The organism is Paenarthrobacter sp. YJN-D, from assembly GCF_015040335.1.
In the GTDB taxonomy this organism is placed as follows: domain Bacteria; phylum Actinomycetota; class Actinomycetes; order Actinomycetales; family Micrococcaceae; genus Arthrobacter; species Arthrobacter nicotinovorans.
In genome coordinates this window covers 59,004-76,489 of record NZ_CP053549.1, presented here as the reverse complement: position 1 = coordinate 76,489, position 17,486 = coordinate 59,004, and the positions used below count along the sequence as shown (strand labels likewise).

The following is a 17,486-nucleotide window of genomic DNA, read 5'->3' as shown; positions in this document are numbered from 1 at the left end:
CTCTATCTTCACCGAGGTGGACTCCCCTTGACGCACTTAGTTGTGAACGTTAACAATTGCGGGAGCCAACACGTATTCAAAAGGGAAGAATTCAATGAAGAACTGGGCAGGAAACCTTGAGTATTCGTCCGCGGGCATCCAGCGGCCCGCGTCGGTGGAGGAGCTGCGCGAGCTGGTGGCCCAGGCGACCCGGATCAAGGCCTTGGGCTCCAGGCACTCGTTCAATACGGTCGCGGACACCGAGGGCACGCACATTCTCTTGGATGCCCTCCCCCAGGAAATCGTCCTCGACCTGGAAAAGAGCACGGTAAAGGTCAGCGGCGGCATCAGCTACGGAGCCTTGGGCCGCTCGCTTGAAGAGCAGGGTTACGCCATCCACAACCTCGCCTCTCTTCCCCACATCTCCGTAGCGGGCGCCATCCAAACCGGCACGCACGGCAGTGGAGTCAATAACCCCTCCCTGGCTGCCGCCGTCGTGAGTGTCGACCTTGTGCGCGCCTCAGGCGAGCTGGTCACCCTAGCCGCCGACGACGACGAATTCCTCGCCACAGTGGTGGGCGTGGGAGCCCTGGGCATTGTGACAGGACTGGAGCTTGCCGTCCGGCCCAGCTACGAGGTCCGGCAACGCGTGCTCACGGATCTGTCCTGGGATGCGGCGTTGGCCAACTTCGAAACCATCGCTTCCAGTGCCTACAGCGTCAGTTTCTTCACGAACTACACGGGTGACACCATCGCCCAAGTGTGGCTCAAGGCGCTGGACACCGAAGCTCCCCTGGCGGAGCTGTTCGGAGCAACGCCGGCGACGGCGGCACTGCACCCGCTCCCGGACATGTCAGCCGAGAACTGCACCGAACAACTCGATGTCGCGGGAAAGTGGCTGGACCGTTTGCCGCACTTCCGCCACGAATTCACCCCAAGCAACGGGGAAGAACTGCAGAGCGAATTCCTCCTGCCGCTGGAACATGCACCCGCTGCTCTGGCCGCCGTCCGAGGTCTCGCGGACAAGCTAGCACCCCTGCTGTTCATCTCCGAAATCCGGACGATTGCCGCCGATGACTTCTGGCTCAGCCCGTTCTACCAGCAGCAAAGCGTGGCGCTGCACTTTACCTGGAAGCCGATGCAGGCCGAGGTCGAGGCCGTGCTCCCAGAACTCGAGGCAGCCCTGCGCCCGTTTGGCGCACGCCCGCACTGGGGCAAGCTCTTCACTCCCGGCGAGTACGACTTCGCCACCCTCTACCCGCGTTTCGAGGACTTCCGGGCTCTCGTTAGCGCCAACGATCCCACGGGCAAATTCCGAAACGCCCTGCTGGACACGGTGCTGGGCGTGACGGTTACTTCATAGCGCGTCGGGCCGCGGCCACGATCCCGGAGTCTGTGGCGTCCAGCGCCTGTGCCCCACCTCCAGGCCCTGCCGGGTGGGGGTCCACGTAACTCGTACGCGCTGACAAGTGCACGGCTGCGATTCCCGTTGCAAGCAGCGCGGGAATGTCTTCAACACGCACGCCTCCACCTGCCATGATCTGTACCCCGTCAGGTGCCTGGCGGACCATGTTCGCAAGCATTTCCACGCCTTGGATACTCCGGACCGCCCCGCCGGACGTGAGGACCCTGCCCACACCGGTGCCTTCCAGCCGGGCCAACTCGGCGAGGGCGTCGCTGCTCGCATCCAGGGCGCGGTGGAACGTCACCGGAAGCTCTCCCGCGGCATCGACGAATCGTTCCAACGCGGCCAGGTCAATCCGGCCATCGGGAGTGAGGGCACCCACCACCACGCCACCCACTCCAGTACCCCGGAGGGCGGCGATGTCCGCGCACATGGTGCGGACGTCGTCGTCGGAATAGACGTAACCACCGCCGCGGTTCCGCACCAGTACTTGGACGTAGCCCTCCGGGGCCACGTCGACGGCCAACTGCACAGTGCCCATGGACGGCGTCAGGCCGCCAACACCCAGGGCCGTGCACAGCTCTACCCGGGTGGCTCCACCCTCCAGTGCGGCCCGCACACCGGCAACGTCCTGAACGGCTATCTCCAGGTCAACCATCAGCGGCGGTGCACCACGGCCGACAATGCCGGTTGCGCGTCTGTGTCGGAGAAGGGAAAGACGCCCTCGGCCAAGTGGGAGTGGCCCAGCCGCAGCAGGTCCTGGTCCACGCCTCCGGGTGTCAGGAGGAGTTTCCAGCCGGCTGCGGCGTCATAGAGTTCCGGTTCCAGGTAGCCGATCTTGACCACGATGATGTCGAACGACGCCGGATCCAGCCCGAGCTGGGCGAAGTCGCCGATGTGGTGGAACGGCTTTCGGCGCTCGGTCACGATGGCGAAGACGTTGCCTACTTGTATCACTGCCTGGGTCCCCGCCACGGGGTCCCCTTCGGTGATGGAGTAGACAATGCCGTTGAGGCGGACGGGGCCGTGGACGTTGGCGTCAACGCGGGCACCAGCCTCGACGTCGATCTCACTTCCGACGCCGGCGGCCACGGCGGCTGCCACGGCATCGGCGTCGAAAATGGAGGCGTGCACCAAGCGGAACGGACCGGCAGCAAGTTCAGGACTCGTGACAAGTTGCTGCAACGTCCAGGTGACGTCCCCAGCGCCGCCCGCTGTCGGGTTATCTCCGGTGTCCGAGAGGAAGTACGGGCGCGGCGCTCCAGGGTCGAGGGCTGCGGCGAGCCCCTCGGCCAAGGTGGCGGTTTCGGCCACGAACTCGAAATCCCGGCGCGCGTCCCAGTACAACCGGGCGAGGCGTTCCGCTTCGGAGCTGATGAGCTGTTCGTCGTCGCCTGTGACCACTACATAAGCCTGGCAGCGCGGCTCGTCGGCCCATGCGTAGCCCACCCAGATGGCCGCATCCACTACGCCGTCCAGCGCGGCCACCAGCGGAACTTCCGCGTAGATGCTCCGGGCCGGTTCGATGCGCGTGCTGGTCTTTTCACCCGGCAGCAACACCGGAACGGGTACCCAGGCCTTGGCTGGACGTCGGGCTTGCACGTCAGCGCCAGTTGCGGCACGAAGGCGGGTCAGCAGGTTGAAGACCGCGCGTTCCTTGGTGTTCATGGCGTCCTCGTGAGGTGCCATCCGGTAGCACGTGATCAGGTCCACCGCGCTGAGCAGTTCGAAGGAAACGTTGCCGTGCAGGTCCATGGATGTGGAAACCAACATGTCATGCCCCAGTGCGGCGCGGACATGGCGGGCGAGGTCGCCTTCGGCATCCTCCATTCCCAGCACGCTCATGGCGCCATGGATGTCCAGGTAGAAGGCGTCGAACGGGCCCTCTTGGTGGATACGGTCAACGATCTCGTCGCGGAAGGCAGCGTAGAGGTCCGAATCCACGGCACCGCCCGGCAACGAGCGTGCGTGCATCAACGGAACCCAGTCGGCGGCCTCACCCAGGTCCCTGCCGGCATCCAGGAACGGGTAATAGGCCCGGAGCGTCGCGCCGCGACGAACCGTGAAGGCCTCAGTCCCGCTGATGTGGGGAGAAAACGTGCTTGATTCGATGGAGATCCCGGCGATGCCGATCCGCGGCCGGGCGAGCCCCTCTTCATGGAGTGGAGCCAGGGCGGGGCACCAGACCTCGGACTGTTCAGGGGCGGTGTGTAAAAGTGAAGTCATCGTGTTCCTCGTACGAATCCAGTGCGTTGTTCAAAAGTGTGAATCATGGCGCGCGCTTCCGTGGCACGCTCCTTCCAGATGTTGACGGTTTCGGCCGGGTCCGAGGACAGGTCGAAAAACTGCCCCGGACCGTGGCCGGAGTCGTCCGGCTCACCTTGGGGGGCCGAGAATCCGCCGGAACCAGTGCCGTATATGGCCTTTGCCGGACCGCTGCGGAGTACCAGGGTCCCGTCAAAAGCCTGTTGGGCCAGAAGCCGGCCCTGTTCAGCATCCCGTTCGCCGGCGAGCAGGCCTGCGAAAGACTCTCCGTCGCCGTACTCGGATTGCGCGCCGGCGGCCGCTTCCTCGGAGCCGGTGGAAGAGGGCTCGACGGCGGCGCCCGCGGCTCCGGCAGTTACGTCCGACACGGTGGCGCGAACGTCCAGGAGACTCACGAGGGAATCACAGACTCCGGCTGCGGAGCCTGCGCCAGCGACGATCAGCGGAACCCGGTGCCCTGCCTCCCAGGCGTCCGCTTTCTGGCCGCGCCACGGACCGTTGGGGAGGTGCCCCGTGAGTCCGCCATCGGCGTCGAGCATGTCTTCCGTGAACATCGTCGGTGCGCCGTTGTCGCTGGTGAAGACCACCAGCGTCCGCTCCAGGTCGTCCCCCAACGCTTCCATCAACTGCCCGACCATCCAGTCCACCAGGACCACGGCGTCGCCACGAGGACCGGCAGCCGTGGAGCCGTGCACGAAAGCTGGCGGGACGCAGGGGCGATGGGGTGCGGCCGTGGCGATGTACGCGAAGAACTCCTGGCCCGCGCGCCGCTGTTCCCCGATCCACGCGACCGCCTGCTCAGTGACAGTGGTGTCCACGGCGTCATCCCGCCAACCTGGCGATGCCAGGCCTGGACGTTGCGAGGAGACCAGGTCCGTCTTCTCCACCAACGGCGTGCCGACGGCGTGATCCTGGTCCAAGAAGCAATACGGCGGCATATCAAGTGATCCGGCGATGCCGAAGAAGCGGTCGAAACCCAAGGCCGTGGGCCCTCCCGTGAACGGCGCCGAGTAATCGATGCCACGACCGTTGCCTTGCATGTCAGGGGCGAATCCCGCCGCGAAGGCATCAGGCGCGCTGCCATCCAGCCAGGTCCACCCCAGGCCCAGATGCCATTTGCCGAATGCCCCCGTGCTGTAGCCGCGGGCTTTCAGGTCACGGGCCAGCGTTGGAGCATCGTGGGCAATGATCGCCGGATCCGCGCCGCCCAGGACGCCGCTCTTGAGCGGGCTTCGCCAGGGATAGTCGCCGGTGAGCAGCGAGTATCGGCTGGGCGTGCACACCGCTGAGGAGGCATGGGCGTCGGTAAACCGCATTCCGCGGCGGGCAAGCTCATCGATGTTGGGCGTTTGGATGGCCTCGGCGCCTTGGCAGGAGAGGTCGCCCCAACCGAGGTCATCAGCCAGGATGACCACCACGTTGGGACGGCCGTGCCCGGAAGATCCGACGTCCATCTAGGCTCCCACCTGGTCGACCAGGGACACGCTTCCGGGTACGCTGCCGGACAGCAGGTCCACCGCGTACGCCGCGGCACCAATAAAGCCGGCGTCCGGTCCAAGCTGCGCCAACCGCACCGGCGGGGTCTGTTCGCGTCCGCGCTCAGCCAGCAGCCCCGCAAGCCTCAGCTCAGTGGGGTCGGTCAAGGCGGCACCGGCAGCGCTGACGCCGCCTCCAAGCAGGAACAAGTCCGGGTCCAACAACATGGCCACTTGGCTGAGGCCATAGCCCAGCCAGTGCCCCAGTTCAGCGAAGTCTGCCTCGCTGGCCGCCGGGTGCCCCAAGGCCGTTCCGCTGGCATAGCGATCCAGGCAACCCCGGCTCCCGCAACCGCACGGGCGGCCATCCGGGACCACCGTCATGTGCCCTGCCTCCCCGGCCCAACCATGCGCCCCGGAGACCAGCTGACCGTTGACCAGCAGGCCACCGCCGATGCCCGTGCCCACGGTCAGCATGGCCACGTTGCTCACACCGCGCGCCGCGCCGAACCGGAACTCCGCCCACAGCGCGGCGTTGGCGTCATTGAGGACGACGGCGCGCACATCGGCGCGCTCTTCGATCCAGTCCGCGAGCCGCGCCTCCTTGAGGGCGAGGTTTGCCGCGTTGGCGACGCTGCGATGGTCAGTGGACACATATCCGGGGACGGCTACGCCCACTGTGGTGCCGCCGTCGGCGTCCAATTGTCCCAGCATCCACGCCACCGCAGCGGCGATATTTACGCCACCCTGGGGAGTTGCGAGCTGTTCGCGGGCAAGGATGTTTCCCTTGGAGTCGATGACACCGGCGGCGATTTTGGTACCGCCGATGTCGATGCCCACCAACCGCTGGCTCATACGGGGTGTCCCTGCTTGTTGGTGTGCGGAATGGCGAAGACGGCCACTGCCGAGTCCTTCAGGGTCTCAGGAACAACGAACTTGTCGCCCGCCTCACTGGCACCAAGCCAGTGCCCGCCGGTGGTGGGAAGCGGCAATACAGGGAGTTCCGCGGCAGGATCCATCACCAACACATAGGTGGCGCGGGCGCCAACAGTCAGCGCCACGTGTTCCCGTCCCAAAGGGTCTCCGGCGAACGGACGAGTACAGTAGATCGCTTCCCCGTTGACGTCCATCCAAGCGGCCAGGCCCTCCAGCCTGTCGCGGTAGATCGCAGGAATGGTGCCATCGGCATTAAGCCCGATATTCAACAGCAGGTTGCCGTTGCGGGACACCACAGACACCAAGTGACGGACAATCTCCGCGACGCTGAGGACGTCCGATTCGGTTTCGTTGCGGTTGACGCCAAACGAACGGCCCAGCCCCCGGCAAGACTCCCAATTCTTGTCGGACAGCGAGCCGATGTCGCTGTATTCGCGCGTCAGATACCCGTGCGACGGAACGCCCCAGCGGTCGTTGACGATGCCCTCCGGCACCGCTGCGAGGTACTTGCGGAACAGTGCGGCGACGCCGAAATCTGCGGCCGACTTGCCGGCGTCGGGCCATTCGATATCGTTCCACAAAATGTCCGGAGCAAACCGGTCCACCAGCTCACCAACCTGGTCAAAGGCGTAGCGGGCGAACTGCTCGTCGTTCCGGCGCAACCGGAAAACATCGGGATCGGAGTTGATGGCACGCAGATCGCTCACATGCCAGTCCAACGCGCCGGAGAAGTATGCACCGAACTTGAGTCCGGCGTCGCGTGCTGCCGCCGCGAATTCAGCCAGCAGGTCCCGGCCCGGGCCTCGGCGGACACTGTTGAAGCCAGTCGTCTCCGTATCCCAAAGGCAAAAACCGTCGTGGTGCTTGGCAGTAGGCACAACGTAGCGCGCGCCGGCCCGTCGAAACAGCTCGACGCATTCATTGGCGTCGAAGGACTCCGCTGTCCACAGTTCAGCGAGGTCCTCATAGCTCGTACCTGGTCCGAATGTCTCGCGCTGGTAGGCCTCGGCGCTGCTACCTGGAAGCCGGACCGTGTTGCCGTACCACTCAGCATATTTGTGATCCCTATAGGCATCCTCCACGGGGGTGGGCGCATTGCCTGTCTCGGCAAACGCCGGCACTGAATAAAGTCCCCAATGGACGAAGATTCCGAATTTGGCGTCTTTGAGCCACTGCGGGAAGGTCCAATCGGGGTATTCCGGTGCTTCCGCGCCGAAGTCGGGACCTACTCGGTCCTCAAAATAGAACATGTTCAGCCTTGGAGTTAGAAGGAATGTGGGCTAACGGCCGGCCAGGCCAACTGTTGCGATGCCCTTGACCAGGTGCTTTTGGAGTGCGACCACCAACAGCAACGTGGGCAGGATGGCAATGACCGATGCCGCCATGACCAGATTCCAGGAGCTGCCATGCTCGCCGAAGAAGGTCTGCAACCCCAGTGAGACGTTGCCTAGCTCGTTGACGTCGTTGACCACGATCAGGGGCCACAGGAAGCTGTTCCAGAACGTGATGAACGTCCACACGGCCAAGACAGCCAGTGAAGGCTTGGCCAGCGGCAGGATGATCCGGCTGAAGGTACGCCATTGGCTGCACCCGTCCATCCTGGATGCCTCCACCAGCTCATACGGGATATTCACGAAGAACTGGCGGAGCAGGAAGGCGCCGAACGCCCCGAAGGCCCACGGCAGGATCAGTGCCTGCCAGGTATTGATCCAGCCCAGCTTCTGCATGAGCAAAAACATCGGAATGACAAGGACTTCCTGCGGGATCATCATGGTTGCCAGATAGAGCAGCATGAACTTGTCACGCCCGCGCCAGCGAAGGATGCCGAAGCTGTAAGCCGCCAACGCGGATACCGCCACCACGATGACCGTGCCGATGATCGAGACCACCAGGCCGTTGAAGATGAAGCGCAGGAATGGCGTGTACTCGAAGACTTCCACAAAGTTCTGCCACCGGAACTCCGCTCCGAACAGTGACGGCGGCTGGGCGAAGATCTCGCCGTTGGACTTGAAAGCGGAGAAGAAGGTGAAAACGATCGGGAAGAGGAAGAGCAGGACCACCCCTGCAATCAAGATTTCGCTGACCAGTTTGAATGGGCGGAAGCGCCCTTTGGCCTTCTTGCCCGCACGTTCCGCCGAAACAGCGGACGCTCGCGACGTTGTCTGGTTACTGGTCATAGTGGACCCATTTCTTTTGTCCCAGCCACTGGATCATCGTGACTACAAGAATCAAGGCGAAGAGGATAATGGCAGGTGCTGCAGCGGCACCAAGCTCGCCACCCTGGAAGGCTGTTTGGTAGACGTTCATGACCACTGTGACCGTTGACGTGCCCGGACCACCGGCAGTGAGCACGAACGGTTCGGAGAACATCTGGAACGCCGAGATCATAGTGACGGTGGAAGCGAAGAAAATTGCCGGGGTCAGGAGCGGCAGCTTGATCTTCAACAGCGCTGTGAGACCCGATGCGCCGTCGAGCATGGAGGCATCAAGTACGTCCTGCGGCAATTGGTCGATGGCTGCCGAGAAGATGAGCATGTTGTAGCCGAAGCCCTGCCACAGGATCACGACGACGACGGCGAGCATGGCCGTACTGCTGTCCCCGAGCAGGTTGGGCATGTGGAGGCCGAACATGGACTGCAAGGTCGAATCCAGGATGCCGTCCGGCTGATAGATCAGCTTCCAAATGACAGCCGTAGCAACAGACGGTGTCACTACCGGCAGGAAGAACAAGACACGGTACAGCTTGGAAAACCGGCTGGTTGAAACCCAAAATGCCGTAGCGATGGTCAGGACCAGGTTGAGTGGCACCACGATGACGGTGAACAACAGCGTGTTGGTGAGTGCCGCTGGGAACTGGCTTCCCGCAGCAAACAAGTCCTTGTAGTTGTCGAGCCCGGCGAACGTGACGTCACCATACGTAGGCCAATTGAAGAAGCTCGTGGCAATGGCCAGGAGCGTGGGCAGAAGGATGAAGAGCGTCATCCCCACGGCACTGGGCGTCAAAAAGCCCAGTGCCGCGCGGGAGTCCGTCTTCTTCTTCCGTGGCACGCTCACCGGCTCCGGCGCAGGGCGCCGCGGCGGTGAAGCAATGGTGGCCGTCAAGGTGATGCCTTTCTCGTCGGGCTCGGGATTCGGAAGAAACAGCGGACGCTACTTGGCGCCGCTCTCCTGGACGTTTTTGAGGGCTTCCTCCGGGGAGATCTTGTCCGTGTAGGCCTGCTGGAACTGCTGTCCCATCAGCTTGGTGACCTTGTCCCAGTTGCCCGTGCTGATGAATGGCACCGCCTTCTCCGAGGAAGCCTTCACCACTGCGGCCACCTGGTCCGAGTAACCCGGATTGGTGGGATCGATGTCTGTCTTCAGGCCCTGGATGAATGCGTCCGTAGCGGCGAGTCGTGCCGGCTGGTTGCCGGCCTTGGCCGAGGCGGCCTGTGAGGCCGCGTCGGTCAGCACGCCAATGGCCTTGGCCGCCGCTTCCTTGTTCTTGCAGGTCTTGGAGATACCGAAGCCTGAGTTGGCCGAGAATGTACCGGCGCCGTTCGCGCCCTGCGGCAGGGCCACTACTCCCACCTTGAACCCGGCAGCATCGGTGACGTTGCTCTTGATGTTCCAGGTTCCGTCCACAGCCATCGCCGTATTGCCCGCAACAAACTGTTGTTCACCCCAGGCAACATCGGAGGAGCTGGCCGGAACTGAGCTGATCTTCTCGTCCGTCGCCAGTCCGGTGTACCAGCCGAACGCGTCGGTGACCTTATCGTCCGTCAACTGCAGGGCGCCGTCGTCGGAAACCGGTCGGGCTCCGTTGAAAGCCAGCAGCTGGGAGTACATATGCAGGTCCGAGAAGGACTCACCGAAAGCGGGCTTACCCATGGAGGCCGAAACCTTTTTGCCCGCGGCGATGAATTCGTCCGTGGTCCAGCCGCTCTTGGGCTCTTCAACACCTGCGGCCTTGAATGCATCTTTGTTGTAATACATGACCATGGTGGACAGGCCGTAGGGAAGTGCGTACTGCTTGTCCGAAGACTGCAAAGCCTTGAGAGCGCCGGGGCTCCACTCATCGGCCTTGAAGCCGGCGGCTTCGGCCAGCGGTCCCTCCATGGGCTCCATGGCTTTGGCGAAGGCGGGAAGGCGCAGGGACTGCATGCTCACAATGCAGGGAGCAGTACCGCCGGCAAGTTGGGACTGCAGCTTGGTGAAGTAATCGGCGAAGGGCGCGGTGGTCAGGTTCACCTTGATGTTCGGGTACTTCTCAGTGACCTGCGCTGCCAGTTCTTTCCAGGTCCTATTGCCCTCTTCACCCTGGGACCAGAATGACCAGTCGAGCGTGACGTCCGAGCTGGATGCGTCGGAGGAACCGGAGGTGTTTGAGGAACCGCAGGCTGCAGCGCCGAACATGACGGCGGTGCCGGCGACGACTGCGGCTAGCTTCGTTGCTAATTTCATTCTTCGTCCTTCTGAGTTTGGTGGAGGGTGCGGGAACCCGGTCCTATAATTAATTCGGTACCGAATTAACTACGGTCCGGTTAGACTATGCGGACGCTCCGGCCGGAGTCAAGAGAGAGGTGTTTCACATTTCGAGCACTCGCCCACGCGCCCGTCCGACCCCTGCCAGTGAGGTTGTCAGCCGCGCCGAGATCCTGGGACTGCTCGCCGACAGGGGCCCACTCAGCCGTGGTGAGATCGCCAAGCAACTCGGCCTCGGTGCGGCAACGGTGACAGCACAGGTACGTAACCTCATGGCCGAGGGCATGGTCCGCGACCTCCCTGCCGGACAAAGCGCCGGGGCCGGACGCCCCAAGGTGCCGGTCCAGCTGGTGCCGGATGCCGCCGTCGTCATCGGACTGGGAATCACACCCCGCAGCGTAGCTGTGGTGACTATGCTGCTGGACGGAAAGATCCTCACGTCAGACGTCGTCCCTTTCAGCCCCGATAACGACCCCGTGGACCAGCTGGCCGGCGTGGTGATGGGGCAGATGCGGGCCATGGCACACCCCGGGCGCACCGTCGCAGTGGGCATTTCGGTCTCGGGCGCTGTAGACCAGAACTCCTCCACGGTGATCATTTCCGCCACCCTCAATTGGGAGAACTTCGACCTCGGCCAACAGCTCCGACGGGCAGTGGACCTGCCCGTCTTCGTTTCCAACGACCTGTTTGCCTTGGCAACCCGGGAGATCAGTTTCGGCCTGGGCCGCCGGCACGATGACTTCCTGCTGTTGGGCCTCGGGCCCGGCGTGGGCATGGGTATCGTTAACCGCAGGTCGGTTTTCTACGGTCCCGGCGGCGCCTCCACCGAGTTCGGCCACATGTCTGTGGATCCCGAGGGGCCCCGCTGCGTTTGTGGAAACCGGGGCTGCCTCCAGGTCTACGCGGGGCTGCGGGAGCTGCTGGCAGCCGCGCCCGATCTGGCCCCCGAAGCGACACTGGAAGATCTTGCCGCCCAGGCCAGGGACCCGGGCTCTCCTGCGGGTTCATACTTGGACCGGACCGGGCGGCTGCTGGGCCGCTCCCTCGGCGGCACGGTGAACCTGCTCGGCATCTCAACCATCATCGTCACGGGCGAGACGACCGCGTTGTGGGGATATCTGCGCAACGGCTTTGAGCAAGGGCTTCAGGAGACTGTGCTGCGCTTCCACCACCCCCTGACCATCACCGTCCGGGAGTGGACCGAAGCTGAAGGTGCCATCGGGGCGGCGGGCATGGCCCTGCACAACGCCGTTGTGTTGAACCGTTCAGACCCGGCGGCGTAAGACGGTTGCATCACACCCTGTTCCCCTGCCGTTCAGCGAGGGAACAGGGTGTGGAAACGCGCTGGCGAACCCGCTACTCGATGTGGGCGAGCACTGCGCCCGCCGAGACCACTCCGCCGGGGGCCGAGAGCACTTCCGAGAGGGTGCCTGCGCGGTGTGCCGGGACCTGGGTTTCCATCTTCATGGCTTCCAGAACCACCAGGGGGTCTCCGGCAGCTACCTCGGCTCCGGGTTCCACCAGCCACTTGACGATGGTGCCGGACATGCTGGAGACGAGGGCGGATTCGGCGGGTGAATCATCGGCGCCGAGGGAACCCGGCAGCCCCGTGACATCCGTAGCGGCCGGAAGCCCTTGTCCGGAGCGCGCCCAGCCATCCAGCAAATCGGCAGGAAGTCCCACGGCAAGCCGCTTGCCGTCAACGTCAACAGTGATGGTCCGGCGTTCTCCGCCCGGCGCCACCGCGCTGTAGTCAGGGTCCACGGGGATCTGGGCGGCGAAGTCAGTCTCGATCCACCGGGTGTGTACGCGGAGTCCGGCCACTGAAGTGAAGTCGTCAGCCTCCAGGACCGCCCGGTGGAATGGCAGCACCGTGGCCAAGCCTGTGATGGTGAAATCGGCCAGGGCCCGACGCGCGCGACGAAGTGCCTGCTGCCGGTCAGCTCCGGAGACGATCAGTTTCGCCAACAGGGAATCGAACTGCGGCGGAACGTTCGACCCCGCACGCACTCCGGTATCCACCCGGATGCCCGGCCCTGTAGGCACCTCGAAAAGTCCGACCGTGCCAGGGGACGGCAGGAATCCACGGCCGACATCTTCAGCGTTGATCCGGAATTCGAAGGAGTGCCCCTTGGCGACGGGGTCCTCGGACACACTCAAAGGCAGGCCTGCAGCCACGCGGAACTGTTCCTGTACCAGGTCGATCCCCGCTGTTTCCTCGGTGATCGGGTGCTCCACCTGAAGTCGGGTATTGACTTCAAGGAACGCGACGGCACCGTCTGCCGAAACGAGGAACTCCACTGTTCCGGCACCGTAGTAGCCGGCTTCACGAATGATCGCCTTGGAACCGTCGTAGATCTTTTGCCGCTGTGCATCGCTGAGGAAGGGCGCGGGTGCCTCTTCCACGAGCTTTTGGTGGCGGCGCTGGAGGGAGCAGTCACGTGTACCCACCACAATGACGTTGCCCTGCTTGTCGGCGATGATCTGCGCTTCCACGTGCCGCGGCCGGTCCAGGTACTGCTCCACAAAGCACTCGCCACGGCCGAATGCGGCCACGGCTTCACGGACGGCGGAGTCGAAGGCTTCTTCCACTTCAGCGAGCTCGCGGACTACCTTGAGTCCCCGTCCGCCGCCACCGAAAGCAGCCTTGATGGCCATCGGGAGCCCGTGTTCCTCGGCAAAAGCGCGTGCTTCCGCCGCTGAGGACACAGGTCCGTCGCTGCCCGCGACCAACGGCGCACCGGCCCGGACGGCAATCTCGCGGGCAGTAATCTTGTTGCCCAACTGACGGATGGACTCCGGAGAGGGACCGATCCACTCCAGCCCGGCGTCGATCACTGCTTGTGCGAAGTCCGCGTTTTCGGAGAGGAAGCCGTATCCGGGGTGGACCGCGTCCGCGCCGGACTGCGCGGCGATGCCAAGCAGCTTCCCGATGTTCAGGTAGGTGTCAGCAGGGCTGTTTCCGCCCAGGCTGTAGGCTTCATCGGCTGCGCCAACGTGCATGGCGTCGGCGTCGATATCCGCGTAGACGGCTACCGACGAGATGCCGGCATCGTCGCAGGCTCGGGCGACGCGGACTGCGATTTCGCCGCGGTTCGCGATCAGGACCTTACGCATCAAATACTCACTTCTCTGGGGTTGTGCTGAAGTCTGGGGAATCGTGGACGAACCGGAATCGGATACGGCCGCCGATGGGCACCTGCGCTGCGCGGTCCAGGTGCTCATCACGCACCACGCCGATCACGGGATAGCCACCGGTAATCGGATGGTCCGCCAGGAACAGGACCGGCAGTCCGGCAGGCGGGATCTGGAGCGCACCCGCCATGGTGCCCTCACTGGGAAGCTCGCCTTCGCGGGTCCGCTTCAACGGGGTGCCGTCCAGTCGCATGCCCACACGGTTGGACTGCGGCGTGACCAGCCAGTCCTGGCTCGTGAGGGAGTCGAGCGCAGCCTGGTCGAACCAATCGGCGCGCGGGCCGGGAACGACGTCCAGCACCGTGACGCCCTCGTCCGGGAAGCCGGGTTGCAGCTCAGGGCTGCCCACCGCTGTTGATTCGGTGGCGTCACCGGCGGGAAGCTCCTGGCCGATGACCAGCGGGGCAGGCCCGATGCCGGACATCGTGTCTGCCGAACGGCTCCCAAGAACCTCGGGCACATCCACTCCGCCGCGGATTGCCACGTAGTTCCGGAATCCCGACTCGGGGGCGCCCAAGGTGAGGACTTCGCCGTCGAGCAGTGCGAAAGGTGCAGCCATGGGAACGGTCCGCTGGCCGCCGGGACTGACTTCGTCGCCGTCGTCGTCAAACCACGACGGCGACTGGACGGTCAGCGTTGTCGGCGCACCGGTGACGGCAAGGACTTGGTCTCCAACAGCTTCCACAGTCAGCCCGCCGTTGACGGACTCAATGGCCGCCGCAGAAGGGGCATTGCCCACCAGGCGGTTGGACCTGCGGAGGGAGGCCCGGTCCAGGGCACCGGCCGCGGAGACGCCGAGCGGGCCGAATCCGCGGCGGCCGAGGTCCTCTATGAGGCTCAGGGCACCTGGGTTGAGAATCCGCAGGCCCGGTCCCGTGTGGTGGTCTGAATCGGCGTCGGAATCATGGGCCGAGGCAGTGACAACCTCGCGGACGGCCCGGTATTGGACCCGGTCGCCGGGCCTCACGAGTGCCGGTTGCGGACGGTTCAGGTCCCACATCCGTGCACCGGTCCGGCCGATCAGCTGCCAGCCGCCCGGGGAACGGCGGGGGTAGACGGCCGAGTACTGGCCACCGAGGGCGACGGAACCGGCCGGGACCGCTGTGCGCGGGGACGAACGTCGAGGCACGGTAAGGACCTCGTTTTCGCCCACCATGTACCCAAAACCCGGTGCGAAGCCCGCGAAGGCAACGGTCCAGACCTGACCGGCGTGGGCCGCAATGACGCCGTCGACGCTCAGGCCGGTCAGCTCCGCGACGTCGGCGAGGTCGTCGCCGTCGTACACGGTGTCGATGACCACCAGCCCGGAGTCAGTAACCTCCGGAACGGTGAGTTCCAACTCGAGCAGCCGGGCGCCGATGGCGCGGGTAGCGGCGGCGGACTCACCCACCACCATCACTGTTTCAGCAGCGGCGAGAACGTCCACCTGTCCCGGGAGCGGGGACTTGTACAGCATGTCCTGGAGGGCCAGGACATCCTGCAGTCCGTCCAGTTCGGCCAGGACAGCACGCGTGCCAACCGGCCTGACGGAGAGTACCTTTTTTGCGGTGGTGGTGTGCATTGCGGTTTCCATGACTCGTTACACTGCCGGCTGGGACTGCGCCGCCTGCAACAAGCGCTCTTCCTCTTCAGGCTCCGGATCGCGACCCAGGAGCATGCCCACGATGGTGACAACGGATGCCACCAGAATGTAAACAGCAATCAGGTACCAGCCGTGATTCGCCGCACCGTAGAGCGCTGTGAAAATGATCGGTGCAACCGCTCCGCCGATCACGCCGGCCAGGGTGTACGCCAGCGAGCTGCCCGCATAACGGAGCCTCGCCGGGAACTGTTCGGTGATGAAAGCCGCCTGGGGACCGTACATGAAGGCATGCAATGCCAATCCGATGACCGTGCCGATGGTCAGCATGAGCACAGACCTGCCCTGGATCATCAGGAAGAACAGCGGGATGAACGCAGCGGTTGCGGCTGCAGCGATGCCATAAACCCAACGACGGTTGAAGCGGTCAGTCAGTGAGCCGGCCAGAGGGATCAGGAAGAGCTGGAAAGCTGACCCGATCAGGATGGCGGACAGTACGTTGCCGGTGGTCATGCCCAGTTCCTTGGTGGCATAAACGGCCACGAACACTGTGAACAGCGCGTAAAGGATGTCGGGGCAGACCCGGGAGAGGGCGGCTGCCACCAGGGCCTTGGGCTGTTGGGTGAAGACTTCCTTGATGGGGGCCTTCGGGCGGTCGCCTTGGGCCTGGATGGCTTTGAAGACCGGGGTTTCTTCGAGCTTGAGGCGGATGACCAGGCCAAACACCACGAGGAGTGCGGAGGCAAGGAAGGCTACGCGCCAACCCCAGGAGAGGAACGCTTCGTTGCTCAAGCTGGCGGCAAGAATGGCGAGGACGCCGTTGGCCATGAGGTTGCCTGCGGGCGGGCCGATCTGGGCTGCCGAGGACCAGAATCCGCGCTTGTTGGGATCGCCGAATTCACTGGACAGCAGTACCGCGCCTCCCCACTCACCACCTACGCCGATGCCCTGGGCGAGCCGCAGGAGGACAAGGATGGTGGGAGCCGCAACACCGATCACGGAGTAATCGGGCAGCGCACCGATGAGGACAGTGGCCACGCCAATCAGGACCAAAGTGAAGACCAGGACGTACTTGCGCCCGACCTTGTCGCCGAGGCGGCCGAAGATGATGCCACCGATCGGGCGTGCAAGATAACCAACTGCGAACGCTGAGAAGGAGAGGAGCAGCGCAACGAATTCGTCGTTGCCCGGGAAGAAGATCTTTGGGAACACGAGGGCCGAGGCCACCGAGTAGATGGCGAAGTCGTAGTACTCCAGCGAGGTGCCGGTCAGGCTTGCGACGTAGGCCTTGAGTGCGCCGGGCGGTGGCTTCCTTGTCACTGCCTTTGCTGCGTTGTTGGTGCTGGTCATGATGCCCTCCGGGGGGATGAGGTGTGTGGTGCGGAGCCCAGGTTCAAACGGATGGGAGGAACGAGCCGACGGCTACGCCGGCCTCGCCCAGTACGGACTTCACCGCGGTAGCCATAGCAACGGCTCCCGGTGAGTCACCATGCACGCAGATGCTCTCTGCGCGGATCTTGAGGATGGAACCGTCGATTGCCTTTACCGACTGTTCGGTGGCCATGCGCAGGACGTGTTCGGCCACTTCGGCCGGATCATGCAGGACGGCACCCGGCTGGGAACGGGAAACGAGGGTTCCGTCCGGGTTGTAGGCGCGGTCCGCGAAGGCTTCGGAAACGCCCCGAAGGCCGGCTTCCTCAGCGATACGCAGGACTTCGGAGCCGGGAAGGCCAAGAATCGGGAGGTTGGGGTCCACCGATTTCACAGCTTCCACTACTGCCCGCGCCTGGGCTGTGTGCTTCACGATTGCGTTGTACAGGCCACCATGGGGCTTGACGTATTCGACGCGCGCTCCCGTAGTGGCCGCCAGAGCCTGCAAGGCCCCGATCTGGTACACGACATCGTCCGCCAACTCCTTGGGATCGATATCCATGAAGCGGCGGCCGAAACCCGCGAGGTCGCGGTAGCCGACATGGGCACCAATCACGACGCCGGCCTGGACCGCCTTCGCGCAGGTGCTGCGGATGACGCTGGGGTCGCCGGCGTGGAATCCGCATGCAACGTTGGCACTGGAAACGGACTGGAACATGGCAGCGTCGTCCCCGAGTGTCCAGCGCCCGAAGGACTCGCCGACGTCGCTGTTCAGATCGATGGTTGCCATGGTGTGATCCCTGCCTCGTGATGTGCG

14 protein-coding genes are annotated in these 17,486 nt (G+C 64.1%); 2 read left to right on the top strand and 12 right to left on the bottom strand.

The window, feature by feature from the left end; all coding sequences use genetic code 11:
• Positions 1 to 94 precede the first annotated feature (94 nt).
• Positions 95 to 1,342 (top strand): D-arabinono-1,4-lactone oxidase, encoded by a 1,248-nt coding sequence (locus HMI60_RS00350; protein ID WP_193590332.1) that lies wholly within the window; start codon positions 95 to 97, stop codon positions 1,340 to 1,342.
• Here HMI60_RS00350 and HMI60_RS00345 read toward each other — a convergent pair.
• From HMI60_RS00345 to HMI60_RS00310, 8 genes are read right to left on the bottom strand one after another with little or no spacing between them, the layout of a single operon-like run.
• A complete protein-coding gene (locus HMI60_RS00345) occupies positions 1,332 to 2,042 on the bottom strand; it encodes a copper homeostasis protein CutC (protein ID WP_227453620.1) in 711 nt (236 codons plus the stop codon). The two genes, HMI60_RS00350 and HMI60_RS00345, sit on opposite strands and share 11 nt — an antisense overlap.
• Positions 2,042 to 3,610 carry a M81 family metallopeptidase gene (locus HMI60_RS00340; protein ID WP_193590331.1) on the bottom strand — a complete coding sequence of 523 codons (1,569 nt, stop codon included), beginning with the start codon at positions 3,608 to 3,610 and terminating at the stop codon, positions 2,042 to 2,044. Before HMI60_RS00340 ends, HMI60_RS00345 begins: the two co-directional genes overlap by 1 nt.
• Entirely contained in the window at positions 3,607 to 5,103 is a 1,497-nt protein-coding gene (locus HMI60_RS00335) for an arylsulfatase (protein WP_110504834.1), read from the bottom strand. Before HMI60_RS00335 ends, HMI60_RS00340 begins: the two co-directional genes overlap by 4 nt.
• Positions 5,104 to 5,979, bottom strand: coding sequence for an ROK family protein (locus HMI60_RS00330; protein WP_110504833.1), 876 nt, complete (start codon positions 5,977 to 5,979; stop codon positions 5,104 to 5,106). It abuts the gene before it with no gap.
• Entirely contained in the window at positions 5,976 to 7,310 is a 1,335-nt protein-coding gene (locus HMI60_RS00325; RefSeq protein WP_110504832.1) for an alpha-L-fucosidase, read from the bottom strand. The genes HMI60_RS00330 and HMI60_RS00325 overlap by 4 nt, the downstream gene beginning before the upstream one ends.
• A 30-nt stretch (positions 7,311 to 7,340) precedes the next feature.
• Positions 7,341 to 8,237, bottom strand: a complete 897-nt coding sequence (locus HMI60_RS00320) for a carbohydrate ABC transporter permease (protein WP_110504831.1) — start codon at positions 8,235 to 8,237, stop codon at positions 7,341 to 7,343.
• The gene (locus tag HMI60_RS00315; RefSeq protein WP_110504830.1) at positions 8,227 to 9,162 is read right to left on the bottom strand and encodes a carbohydrate ABC transporter permease; all 936 of its coding nucleotides are present in this window, start codon (positions 9,160 to 9,162) and stop codon (positions 8,227 to 8,229) included. The genes HMI60_RS00320 and HMI60_RS00315 overlap by 11 nt, the downstream gene beginning before the upstream one ends.
• A 48-nt stretch (positions 9,163 to 9,210) precedes the next feature.
• On the bottom strand, positions 9,211 to 10,503 hold the full coding sequence (locus tag HMI60_RS00310) for an ABC transporter substrate-binding protein (protein WP_193590330.1): 1,293 nt from the start codon (positions 10,501 to 10,503) through the stop codon (positions 9,211 to 9,213).
• 119 nt (positions 10,504 to 10,622) lie between these two features.
• Here HMI60_RS00310 and HMI60_RS00305 point away from each other — a divergent pair, with 119 nt between their 5' ends.
• On the top strand, positions 10,623 to 11,807 hold the full coding sequence (locus HMI60_RS00305; protein WP_193590329.1) for an ROK family transcriptional regulator: 1,185 nt from the start codon (positions 10,623 to 10,625) through the stop codon (positions 11,805 to 11,807).
• Positions 11,808 to 11,880: 73 nt separating this feature from the next.
• Here the strand turns inward: HMI60_RS00305 and HMI60_RS00300 are convergent, their stop codons facing one another.
• From HMI60_RS00300 to HMI60_RS00285, 4 genes are read right to left on the bottom strand one after another with little or no spacing between them, the layout of a single operon-like run.
• On the bottom strand, positions 11,881 to 13,641 hold the full coding sequence (locus tag HMI60_RS00300; RefSeq protein WP_193590328.1) for a biotin carboxylase N-terminal domain-containing protein: 1,761 nt from the start codon (positions 13,639 to 13,641) through the stop codon (positions 11,881 to 11,883).
• 7 nt (positions 13,642 to 13,648) lie between these two features.
• On the bottom strand, positions 13,649 to 15,292 hold the full coding sequence (locus HMI60_RS00295) for a 5-oxoprolinase/urea amidolyase family protein (RefSeq protein WP_193590327.1): 1,644 nt from the start codon (positions 15,290 to 15,292) through the stop codon (positions 13,649 to 13,651).
• Between the two features lie 6 nt (positions 15,293 to 15,298).
• The gene (locus tag HMI60_RS00290; protein ID WP_110504825.1) at positions 15,299 to 16,648 is read right to left on the bottom strand and encodes an MFS transporter; all 1,350 of its coding nucleotides are present in this window, start codon (positions 16,646 to 16,648) and stop codon (positions 15,299 to 15,301) included.
• A gap of 43 nt (positions 16,649 to 16,691) precedes the next feature.
• Complete coding sequence (locus tag HMI60_RS00285) at positions 16,692 to 17,459, bottom strand: LamB/YcsF family protein (protein ID WP_079582029.1); 768 nt, start codon at positions 17,457 to 17,459, stop codon at positions 16,692 to 16,694.
• Positions 17,460 to 17,486 lie beyond the last annotated feature (27 nt).

What these genes read in the sequence shown, in the direction of transcription:
- HMI60_RS00350 (WP_193590332.1), top strand. Translation starts at nt 95, where the DNA reads ATGAAGAACTGGGCAGGAAACCTTGAGTATTCGTCCGCGGGCATCCAG.
- HMI60_RS00345 (WP_227453620.1), bottom strand. Translation starts at nt 2,042, where the DNA reads ATGGTTGACCTGGAGATAGCCGTTCAGGACGTTGCCGGTGTGCGGGCC.
- HMI60_RS00340 (WP_193590331.1), bottom strand. Translation starts at nt 3,610, where the DNA reads ATGACTTCACTTTTACACACCGCCCCTGAACAGTCCGAGGTCTGGTGC.
- HMI60_RS00335 (WP_110504834.1), bottom strand. Translation starts at nt 5,103, where the DNA reads ATGGACGTCGGATCTTCCGGGCACGGCCGTCCCAACGTGGTGGTCATC.
- HMI60_RS00330 (WP_110504833.1), bottom strand. Translation starts at nt 5,979, where the DNA reads ATGAGCCAGCGGTTGGTGGGCATCGACATCGGCGGTACCAAAATCGCC.
- HMI60_RS00325 (WP_110504832.1), bottom strand. Translation starts at nt 7,310, where the DNA reads ATGTTCTATTTTGAGGACCGAGTAGGTCCCGACTTCGGCGCGGAAGCA.
- HMI60_RS00320 (WP_110504831.1), bottom strand. Translation starts at nt 8,237, where the DNA reads ATGACCAGTAACCAGACAACGTCGCGAGCGTCCGCTGTTTCGGCGGAA.
- HMI60_RS00310 (WP_193590330.1), bottom strand. Translation starts at nt 10,503, where the DNA reads ATGAAATTAGCAACGAAGCTAGCCGCAGTCGTCGCCGGCACCGCCGTC.
- HMI60_RS00300 (WP_193590328.1), bottom strand. Translation starts at nt 13,641, where the DNA reads ATGCGTAAGGTCCTGATCGCGAACCGCGGCGAAATCGCAGTCCGCGTC.
- HMI60_RS00295 (WP_193590327.1), bottom strand. Translation starts at nt 15,292, where the DNA reads ATGGAAACCGCAATGCACACCACCACCGCAAAAAAGGTACTCTCCGTC.
- HMI60_RS00290 (WP_110504825.1), bottom strand. Translation starts at nt 16,648, where the DNA reads ATGACCAGCACCAACAACGCAGCAAAGGCAGTGACAAGGAAGCCACCG.
- HMI60_RS00285 (WP_079582029.1), bottom strand. Translation starts at nt 17,459, where the DNA reads ATGGCAACCATCGATCTGAACAGCGACGTCGGCGAGTCCTTCGGGCGC.